8 protein-coding genes are annotated in these 10,168 nt (G+C 41.4%); 2 read left to right on the top strand and 6 right to left on the bottom strand.

Features of this window, described 5'->3' with window-relative positions; translation table 11 throughout:
- Positions 1–200: 200 nt before the first annotated feature.
- From RMY64_RS13010 to fabI, 6 genes are all read right to left on the bottom strand, one after another.
- Entirely contained in the window at positions 201–1,586 is a 1,386-nt protein-coding gene (locus RMY64_RS13010) for a choice-of-anchor Q domain-containing protein (RefSeq protein ID WP_322685416.1), read from the bottom strand.
- An 830-nt stretch (positions 1,587–2,416) separates the two neighbouring features.
- Positions 2,417–3,886 carry an SLBB domain-containing protein gene (locus tag RMY64_RS13005; protein ID WP_322685417.1) on the bottom strand — a complete coding sequence of 490 codons (1,470 nt, stop codon included), beginning with the start codon at positions 3,884–3,886 and terminating at the stop codon, positions 2,417–2,419.
- Positions 3,887–4,384: 498 nt separating this feature from the next.
- A complete protein-coding gene (locus RMY64_RS13000) occupies positions 4,385–5,368 on the bottom strand; it encodes an ABC transporter ATP-binding protein (protein ID WP_322700226.1) in 984 nt (327 codons plus the stop codon).
- Positions 5,369–5,459: 91 nt separating this feature from the next.
- Positions 5,460–5,708 carry a hypothetical protein gene (locus tag RMY64_RS12995; RefSeq protein ID WP_322700225.1) on the bottom strand — a complete coding sequence of 83 codons (249 nt, stop codon included), beginning with the start codon at positions 5,706–5,708 and terminating at the stop codon, positions 5,460–5,462.
- A gap of 150 nt (positions 5,709–5,858) precedes the next feature.
- Entirely contained in the window at positions 5,859–6,500 is a 642-nt protein-coding gene (hisB, locus tag RMY64_RS12990) for an imidazoleglycerol-phosphate dehydratase HisB (protein WP_322671730.1), read from the bottom strand.
- Positions 6,501–6,581: 81 nt separating this feature from the next.
- Positions 6,582–7,358, bottom strand: coding sequence for an enoyl-ACP reductase FabI (fabI, locus tag RMY64_RS12985; protein WP_322671731.1), 777 nt, complete (start codon positions 7,356–7,358; stop codon positions 6,582–6,584).
- A gap of 379 nt (positions 7,359–7,737) precedes the next feature.
- Here fabI and ntcA point away from each other — a divergent pair, with 379 nt between their 5' ends.
- A complete protein-coding gene (gene ntcA / locus RMY64_RS12980; RefSeq protein WP_017652326.1) occupies positions 7,738–8,409 on the top strand; it encodes a global nitrogen regulator NtcA in 672 nt (223 codons plus the stop codon).
- A gap of 168 nt (positions 8,410–8,577) precedes the next feature.
- Positions 8,578–10,068, top strand: coding sequence for a DUF3084 domain-containing protein (locus RMY64_RS12975; RefSeq protein WP_322671732.1), 1,491 nt, complete (start codon positions 8,578–8,580; stop codon positions 10,066–10,068).
- Positions 10,069–10,168 lie beyond the last annotated feature (100 nt).

Genomic DNA, 10,168 nt, shown 5'->3' with positions numbered 1-10,168 from the left:
TAGAGAAATACCCGTGTTTCCATGATTCATCCCGCATTTATGCAACGCCGAATTATTTATATAGCGCTCCTAGATCGGATAAGATATATCTTCACTGTTTTGCTTCGTGGCTGTTGCTGGCCTTCTTGAATTGAGTTGTAGACAAAAGCTATATATCAATAAAAACTTTATCCTACAACCCAATGCCATACTTTTAACTACTACCGATTTTCGTATGCTCCTCTATCAGGTGCAGAACCGGACACACGAGGATTGCCTAGAAAATCAGTTTTCAAACTACTCCACTTTAAGCCACTATTAATTGCCGGACTTGTTGATTTCAATCTAAAGTCACGAGCCGAGGCATTAACAAACTGTGGATCTGCAATCATATCGTTAGGCCCTGTAATCTTGATTGTCGAATTATTACGATAAACATTGTAGTTATAACTGACGTTGACATTTTTCATATTGCTATTCGCAACATTACCAGGGGAAGGATACATAATGTTATTGAAAATTTTGACATCAGACGAATAACCCGCATAAATTTCGCCTTTTCCCTTTTTTTTAACTTCTGGACTTTGCTGATTCAAATATGCCGTGTTGTTGATAATATCGATATGCTGACTATCATGGGAATGAATACCTGAACCGCCATTATTGTAGGTGAGATTGTTTGCAATTAAAATCCGTCCTCTATATCCTTTTGAAACATCAACAATAATACCATTACCGTCTGAAATCGTTCCGGAACCAATCCAAGGAACGTACATTCGATTATTGTAGCTTCTGTTATTGGTCACAAATATCTTGTATCCCTGCTTGTTGTCAGAACTCCAATTATTAAGCAGGGAAATGCCACTGCAACCATGAACTGTGTACCAAGCGTTATTGAAAACAGTGTTATTATCCACTTTCACATAATCAGCTTGGATTGCTGAGATACCTGCTCCTCCACAATCATGCACTTTGTTGTTTAGAATATTTATATGATGAGAACGGCCTTTGTTTCCTCCATCAATGCTTATGCAATTTCCGCTAGTAAGCTGATTTGATGTGTTATATTTCTGACTTAACGCATAATTACGGGTGATATTAGCATTGTTCCCTATAACCTCCAGCTCGTTAATCTCGATGTATGAAGCTCCATTTGAAATCGAGATACCATTCCACGTATTGTGCTGAATTTTTGGAAAATGCCCAGGATATGCTTTATATTTAATCCATGCATTTGCAGTTCCAGAACGTTTAATACTTAGTACAGCACCGTTTTTGGGCCCATTTTTGTATTGCCCGTTCATAATAAGTACCGTGTCGCCAGGATTAGTCAGGTTTGCTGCCCTTTGAAGTGTTCTAAAAGCGGATGAGGTAGAAAGTCCGCTATTTCTGTCGTTTCCGTTACCACTAACATAGTATGTTGTCCCAGTTGAAATACCACTGATCAACTTGCGGTTAGGTAGTGGTGTTTCCTGAATAGTGGATGGCTGAGGAACATCTTTAAAGAAAGACTCTGTTATTCTCTGCCCTTGAACCAGACCTGTTAATGCCCAGGGAAGTACAAGAGATGCGCTCAAACTGAGAAAACCGAAACCATGAATCATCATAGGGAAAAAATAGGGTATGTTGCAAAAACTCAATCGTTAACGGTTAGTAACTCTAGCCTTAGTTAATAACCCAGTATTGGATACGGTCGTATCACTGCCACTTGTAAGTTTATACACGGTTTTATAGGTTTAAACCTGCGCATTTTCGCGTAAATATGGCTGAACCACCTTTTGAGCTTGTGTTCCAAAAAATTGCAAACATCTGATAAAGTCACTGAATAAAAAATATCAGTATCCAGAGTTACCCTATTCATGAACACCAAGCAACCGTACAAATGGCGTCATTTCCAATTCGACATCATTCTACTGTGTATACGCGGTATCTGTGGTTAAAATAGTATATCTGTCATCAATTAGTTGATTTACTTAAATAATTCTTATGATAATAAGAATCACTGAATGACTAAAAATCAGTGATGAACTAGTATTTACGAAATCTGCTTTCTAAAAGATTCTCATTATCATAAGAAATCCGAGTACCTACAATAAAGATTTCAAAAGCCTATCAATGCACATTATGAATTTACAGTGAGAGTTTTAAAGTTTACAGTATTTTTTTATAGGTAATATTACTTAAAATTATTATAATGACGGATATATAAAAGTGGTCAGATAGCTTAGAACATTGGCAAATCAGAAGAGAGCGGCTGTCAGAGTATTTATAGCAGACTTGTATTAACAAGTATCACAGCATTTAGAAAACGCAAGTTGGAAGAAGCAATGTCTTGTGAAGCGTTTGTTATGTGTAACTTGCTTTTGATTAAAGGATAGTGCAATTTTAGGGACGAAGAGGGTTGGCTAACGTCCCCAATTTGCATCTATCTTTTAAACTAAAGTCCGAATAAGTTCAAAAGATTAAAGATAACACCTAGAGGTCCAGTTATGGTGTTGACGGTATCGCCAGTCTTAGCTGAACCAGATCGGTTGACTACTACAACGTCATTATTGCGGAGTATGGGATTAGTTTGCTCATTAATCCCAGCCGAGAAATCCACTTTTACTATACGTTTAGTGACAGAACCATTAGGGTTGAGGCGAATTAAATCAACAGCACTACTACTAGCTCTGGCATCATTAAATCCGCCAGCAGCGAGTATAGCTTGATTTAAAGAACTATTTGGTTGAACGTCTGTTAGACCTGGTTTTTTAACTTCGCCTACCACACCAACCTGAATCCGTGTAGGAGACAAAGTAGTCGTAGCTAATTGAGTCGCTTCTGCGGGGTTAATTTCAGTTGCCGTCGGAATAACAATTGTATCTCCGTCTTGCACAATGATGTCTTGATTGGCATCACCACTCTGTAACAGTTGCCAAAGATTAATATCTATAGATTGTTCTGAGCCAGTTCTTGTAGGTCGGCGTAGCTTGAGATTACGCACATCAGCTTGTGCTGTAATCCCGCCAGCTAATTGAATTACTCGTGTCACATTTGGTAAACCAGTGGGACTGGCAGTGCCACTGTTAGGGGTTGCGCCCACTTGGCTATCTGTATTACCTGGGGTGACAAGATACGAACCAGGACGGTTAACTTCACCAATAATTGTTACTGTGCGGGGTGTGGTTTGACTGGCGGCAAAGTTGGATGCAAATATATTGCGAGATTCTGCGACGTTGAAGTTGGTTGCTGTTGGCACAACTATAGTGTCTCCATCCCGCAAGGTAATATCCTGCGATAACTTGCCTGTTTGAATGAGTTCTTTCAAATTGAGGGTGACAGATTGCTCTGAAGAACGTCCTATTCTACGCCGTAATTGAACTTGAGTCACATCCGCAGCTAAAGTCACCCCCTGCGCTGTTGTTAATGCGGCTAATACAGTGGGGTATTGTACGCCTGGATTGTTCCCGGCGCCTCCGCTCAAGTTTAGAGTGTAAGCTCCAGGACGTGTCACCTCTCCAGCAACAAAAATATTGATGGGACGAGGAGACAAGAGATTGACTGAGATTAAGGGGCGTTTGAGGAAGCGAGCATATCTTCTAGCTATTTCGTCAGAAGCTTGTTCAGTTGTTAGCCCTAATACCGATACACTGCCAATTAAAGGTAGGTTGATTGCTCCACCGGGGGGAATTTGGTATTCACCTGTATATTCAGGTACTTCAAATACATTTACACGGATGAGATCGCCGCCTCCTAATGAATAATTAGTATCTAATTGTGTTTGTGTAATTGGTGGTTGTGTTGTTGGTGGTAATGGTTGTCCCTGAGCTAGACTGGCAGATGACACAGCGGCATTGACAGCAGTTAACAAAGCCATACCTACAGCTGGCTGAATTAGGAATTTAGACAAACTTTTGTTAAGCATATTTACTTGAGACTCTGAAACTACAATCAATAAAGTACTGTCTAAACATTTTTATTTTGACTATACCTAAGTATTCATGTTCCCCGACACTCTTATTTTCCTAGAAAAGTGTGATTTTCCGGAGGAAATTTGTTTATTGAAGTTAAATTTTTAGTGAAGTTAGCTTAAATTTAATGTTGCTTGAATAGAGTAATATCAAAAAACATAAGATTTACGCCAATAAACCCAGTTTCTACAATAAATTATCTGTTAGCTAACAATCAAGTAGTCACGAATAAATTTTTATTGTCAGAGTTAATTTGATGACATTTAAAATCTGCGATGAGTAGTAAAGGACTACTAAAATTAGGAACGAGTTCATTAAATAAATATAAATAACCTTGAAAAGATGTCGGAATTTTATTTTTTGTGGATTGCGTTGGCAAAGAGAACTCAAAAAGGCAGAATTTTGGGTTTTGTTCTTCAAGCCAGTAGACAATTTACTACTTAGCAACAAGACTAATTCAAGGGGTTGTTTTTTCTTTGGATCTGTTGAATAAAAAATTCTTCTAAGGATTGGCGTGACAAGTTAATGGCGATAATTTTACCTTCCATAAGACGAAGACTGGCAAGAAAATCATAGTAACCGTCTTGTAGTGTACCGTGCCAGGAACCATCAGGCTCAAATATGAGAGTGGGTATCCATTTTTTGAGAATTTCCCAGTCACCACCTTGACCTTTTACTTGATATATGTGATTTATGCCTAAGAGTTCATTGAGCGAACCAGAGCAAATTAGTTCACCTTGAGCGAGGATGGCAATGCGATCGCAAATCTGTTCTACTTCACTAAGAACGTGGCTGTTGAAAAAAATCGTCTTACCAGCAGCTTTGAGCGCCAGAATAATTTCTCGCATTTGGTAGCGTCCCACCGGATCGAGACCAGACATTGGTTCATCTAGAAAAACCAAATCTGGTTCGTTAATTAGCGCCTGTGCCATACCAACACGCTGGAGCATTCCTTTGGAATAGCGCCGCAAAAGCTTTTTACGGGCATCAGCTTGGGATAAACCGACTAATTCCAATAGTTGGGGAATGCGCTGGCGTTGGACACTTTGGGGAATTTGGAATAACCCAGCAGCAAGCTGTAAAAACTCCCAACCAGTGAGATAGTCATACAAATAGGGATTTTCTGGCAGATAGCCAATATGTTGCTTAACACTGCGATCGCCTATTGGCTTATCCAATAATAATCCCCGTCCAGAGGTAGGATGAATAATTCCCAGCAATAATTTTAAAAGGGTGGTTTTACCAGCGCCATTAGGCCCCAACAACCCAAAGGTTTCGCCTTTGTAAACCGTTAAAGAACAGTTTTTGAGAGATACGACTTTTTGATTTAGCCAAAAACCAGTGCGATAGACTTTTCGCAACTCAGAAGTTAGGACTACTGGCGGAGTGTCTGTCGTATTAAGTTGAGAATTAGGGTCATCTGCAACAGACTTCATCTCGGTTAAATCGCTATTTATCAGCTTGGTATTAATTAAAAATTACCCGGTAGGCTGATAATAACCATCACAAACGAGTGTGTCAATTAGCTCAAACTGGTGAGTGGGGATTGGGAAGACAAGGGTAGATTTTTCCCAATGCCCAATACAACTCTTGAAGAGGCTGCGCCCGAAGCGTAGCTATGCCGCAGGCTTTACGACTACGCGGTAGTTGAGCGCAGTCGAAACTCAGTACAAGTGCCCAATGCCCAATGCCGCATGGCACGCTTGTTAACGGCAAACCTATTATTCGTAAGGCTTTTGGGTGTGGGGTGTGGGGTGTAGTGAGCAAGAAGTTCATTGATGTTCGCACGAGGATTGTACTTTTCTTACTTTTTCCCTACACCCTACACCCTACCCCCAACACCCAGCCCTAGCAGGGGTTTTATCTTTTCTTAGTGCCATTCGCCCAATGCTCAATGCCTAATCCCAATATTCAATTTGACTCCTGTCATAGAACTCCCTTAGAACTGGGAATAAAGCCAGCACGTCGGGGGTCAATTTCTACCGCCTGCCGTGTTGCTCTTGCAAAGGCTTTAAATGTCGCTTCAATAATGTGATGGGAATTAATACCATCCAGTTGCCGAATGTGCAGTGTCATTTGGCTATGGTTCACCAAAGCCACAAAAAATTCTCGCACCAGTTGGGTGTCATATGTTCCTACCCTCTGAGTAGGAATTTGCAAGCCGTAGCTGAGGTGAGGCCGTCCAGAAAAGTCTAGCGCTACCTGAACTAAGGCTTCATCCAGTGGTGCAAGAAAATTACCAAAGCGGACAATGCCTTTTCTGTCGCCTAGTGCTTGGTTGAAAGCTTGCCCTAAAGTAATGCCTACATCTTCGTTGGTGTGATGGTCATCAATTTCCCAGTCTCCCTTGGCTTGGACATCTATATCAATCAGCCCGTGGGAGGCAATTTGATGCAACATATGATCCAAAAACGGAATGCCTGTTCCTGCTGTGCAAGTTCCTCTACCATCCAGGTTGATGGTAACTTGCACATCAGTTTCACCAGTAGTGCGGTGAACAGTGGCAATCCGAGAAGTTTCAGTTAGGCGATCGTAGTTTGAATTAACTTGGCGATTGGTTGTTTGCATGGGGAGTGAAAAGAGTTAGGAGTTAGAAGTTAGGAGTTAAAAATTCATAACTCATAACTCCTAACTCCTAACTTTATCGCGTCACATTCCCATAATTTCATATCCTGCATCTACATATAGAATTTGTCCGGTAATCCCACTGGACAAATCACTACACAAGAAAGCCGCAGCGTTGCCTACTTCTAGCTGAGTGACGGTGCGTCGTAGGGGAGCTACTTCTTCTACATGATGAATCATATCCAAAATTCCACCCACTGCTGAAGATGCCAATGTACGGATGGGGCCTGCGGAGATGGCATTCACGCGGATATTTTGCGGCCCTAGTTCAGCAGCCAGGTAACGCACACTCATTTCTAAACCCGCTTTAGCAATTCCCATAACGTTGTAGTTGGGGATTGCCCTAACACCACCTAAATATGTCAGGGTGACGATACTACCTCCCTCTGTCATCAAAGGTTTCGCTGCACCACTTAATTGCACTAGTGAGTAAGTACTAATTTCTAAGGCGGTGTTGAAGCCAGAACGAGAGGTTTGGCTAAAATCTCCACTTAAATCGTCTTTGCTGGCAAAAGCCAGACAATGGATGAGGATATCTAGCTTTCCCCACTGTTCGCGAATTGTCTCAAAGGTAGATTTAATTTGGTCTTCATCTTGGACATTACAGGGAAGAAATAAGCTGGGGTTAAGAGGTTCTACCAACTCCGCGACTTTTTTCTCCATCTTGCCGCGTTCATCCGGCAGGTAAGTAATACCCAGGTTTGCTCCAGCTTTGTGCAGTTGTTGGGCGATGCCCCAAGCGATCGAGCGGTTATTGGCAATACCTGTAACAAGGGCATTTTTTCCAGTCAGATTTAGCATATAAATTGTTAATGCGATCGATCATTAGGAGCATACTAGAATCTGAGGCACGTTTTGTCTTTGTTTTATACAGGCTTGACAAAAATGAATATTGCTAAGGGTGTTTGCTGTGACAAAAACCTTGATTTTTTATAAAGATATTCTCAAGATATCTTTATTTGTTCTTCAAAAAACCTTTTGAATATAGCTATTGGAAGTACTTATCAACAATTAGTAGCTGAAAGGATCAACAATTATGTATCATTATAAACAAAGAGTTATGAAGAGATTAGTTGGAGTATAGGAAAGTACAGAAAGGTTGACGGTGCTTTATTCATTTTTCGGGTGTATTCTTAGGTAATCAGTTTTTGTTTTTCCGGCATTGGGTAGGGGAAGGGAGATGATCGTGACACAAGATAAAGCCCTAGCAAATGTTTTTCGTCAGATGGCGACCGGGGCGTTTCCGCCAGTTGTGGAAACGTTTGAACGCAATAAAACGATCTTTTTTCCTGGCGATCCTGCCGAACGAGTTTATTTTCTTTTGAAAGGTGCTGTTAAACTTTCCAGGGTGTACGAGGCAGGAGAGGAAATAACGGTAGCGTTGCTGCGGGAAAATAGTGTTTTTGGTGTATTGTCATTGCTGACAGGAAATAAGTCGGATCGGTTTTACCATGCGGTTGCATTTACGCCTGCGGAATTACTGTCAGCACCAATTGAACAAGTGGAACAAGCACTCAAGGAAAATCCAGAATTATCAATGTTAATGCTGCGAGGTCTGTCTTCGCGCATTTTACAAACAGAGATGATGATTGAAACTCTTGCTCACCGAGATATGGGTTCTAGGTTGGTGAGTTTTTTGTTAATTCTTTGTCGGGATTTTGGCGTTCCTTGTGCAGATGGGATCACAATTGATTTGAAATTATCTCATCAAGCGATCGCAGAGGCAATTGGTTCAACTCGTGTTACCGTTACTAGGCTACTGGGAGATTTGCGTGAGAAAAAAATGATTTCTATCCACAAAAAGAAGATTACTGTGCATAAACCTGTTACCTTAAGTAGACAGTTCACATAAAAACAATTGGAGAAAGGGGAATCGGCGCGTGTTCTATTTTGAAAAATGACACTAATAGCTAGAGGTAAATCTAAAATTGAATAATTTCAGCTATTGCCAATTTCCACTTCTTTCCAGACAATGCTTAAAAGTAGTAGGCTGTATCAGGAAGGATTTCGGTAGCTAAAGATGACCACCGGATACATCCTCATCGCAGCAATTTTGATTCTGGGAGGCGTAATTGCCACCGTGGGCGATCGCATCGGCACACGAGTTGGCAAAGCCCGCCTCTCACTTTTTAAGCTTCGTCCAAAAAACACCGCCGTACTAGTAACAATTTTTACTGGTGGTTTGATTTCAGCATCCACTTTAGGGATTTTATTCGCTGCCGACGAAGGTTTGCGAAAAGGAGTCTTTGAGTTAGAAGATATTCAAACAGACCTCAGACAGAAGCGAGAACAGCTAAAAACCGCAGAAACGCAGAAAAGTCAGGTAGAAAGCGAGCTAAACCAAGCAAGAATTGCTCAAGCAAAGGCACAACAAGACTTGCAGGCAATTAATCAATCCTTGCAGGCGGCAAATGCTAAACAGAGGGAAACGCAAGCCCAGCTGAACCGTACCATTAGTCAACAAGCTCAAACTCAAACTCAACTCCAACGCACTCAAGGCCAGCTAGGACAAGTTGTAACTCAGTACCAAAAAGCCATAGCTGAGTTGCAAAGCGTTTCCAATCAGAGAAAACAGCTACAGGCGGCAGTTGAACTCTTGAAGACAGAACGTCAAAGACTATATGCAGAAGCGAAAACAGCCATTGACGAAGCCAAAACAGCAATTGAAAAACGCGATCGCGAACTTGCTAACCGTCAAGAAGCGATAGAAGCGCGCGATCAAAAAATTGCTCAACTGGATCAACTGATTCAAAAGCGTAACGTAGAAGTTGCAGCACGAGAGCAAGTGATTACCAAACGGGAATCGCGCCTCAAAGAATTGGAAGCACAACAGGAGGAACTAGAACAGGAAGTTGCCAGACTGGAAAAATATTATCAGTCCTACCGCGACCTGCGTTTGGGTAAGCTGGCCTTAGTTCGCGGTCAAGTTCTGTCCGCTGCTGTAATTCGTGTTACTCAACCTGCCGCTGCTCGTCAAGCAGTGGTACAACTTTTACAAGAAGCCAATCGCAACGCCAACCTCGAATTAAGCGAACCTGGTGCAAATTCGGCAAACTTAGAACTGCTGCGCGTGACCCAGGATAGGGTCGATCAATTAAGCAAGCAAATTGGCGATGGTAAAGAATACGTCGTGCGAATTTTTTCTGCTGGTAATTACGTCAGGGGAGAAAAGCAGATCGAATTTTTTGCGGATACAGCCCAGAATCAACTGGTTTTTTCGGGAGGCACGGTGTTAGCCACGACTACTGCTGATTCCCAAACCATGACATCTTATCAGTTACAGCAGCGGCTAGAAATACTGATTTCTGCTTCCCAATTTCGTGCCCGTAATGCCGGAATTGTCGAAAATGTGCAAGTAGAGGGGACTTTTCTGCGCTTTGTCAGCCAATTAAGACAGTATAATCAACTTTTGGAGATCAAAGCGATCGCAGCAGAGGATACTTATACAGCCGGGCCATTGAGAGTAAAATTGGTAGCAATAGTTAACGGAAAAATTATTTTTAGTACTTAAAAAATTATTTGCACACTGTTATTAGTAAGATTTAAACATATTGAGCAGCAGTCAAAATAATTGCTGTAGCTGCATTTTTTATTTAGCAGATACTATGCGA

The sequence above is a fragment of the Nostoc sp. DedQUE08 genome (assembly GCF_034530895.1).
Classification (GTDB): Bacteria; Cyanobacteriota; Cyanobacteriia; order Cyanobacteriales; family Nostocaceae; genus Nostoc.
This window is presented reverse-complemented; position numbering and strand designations above follow the sequence as displayed.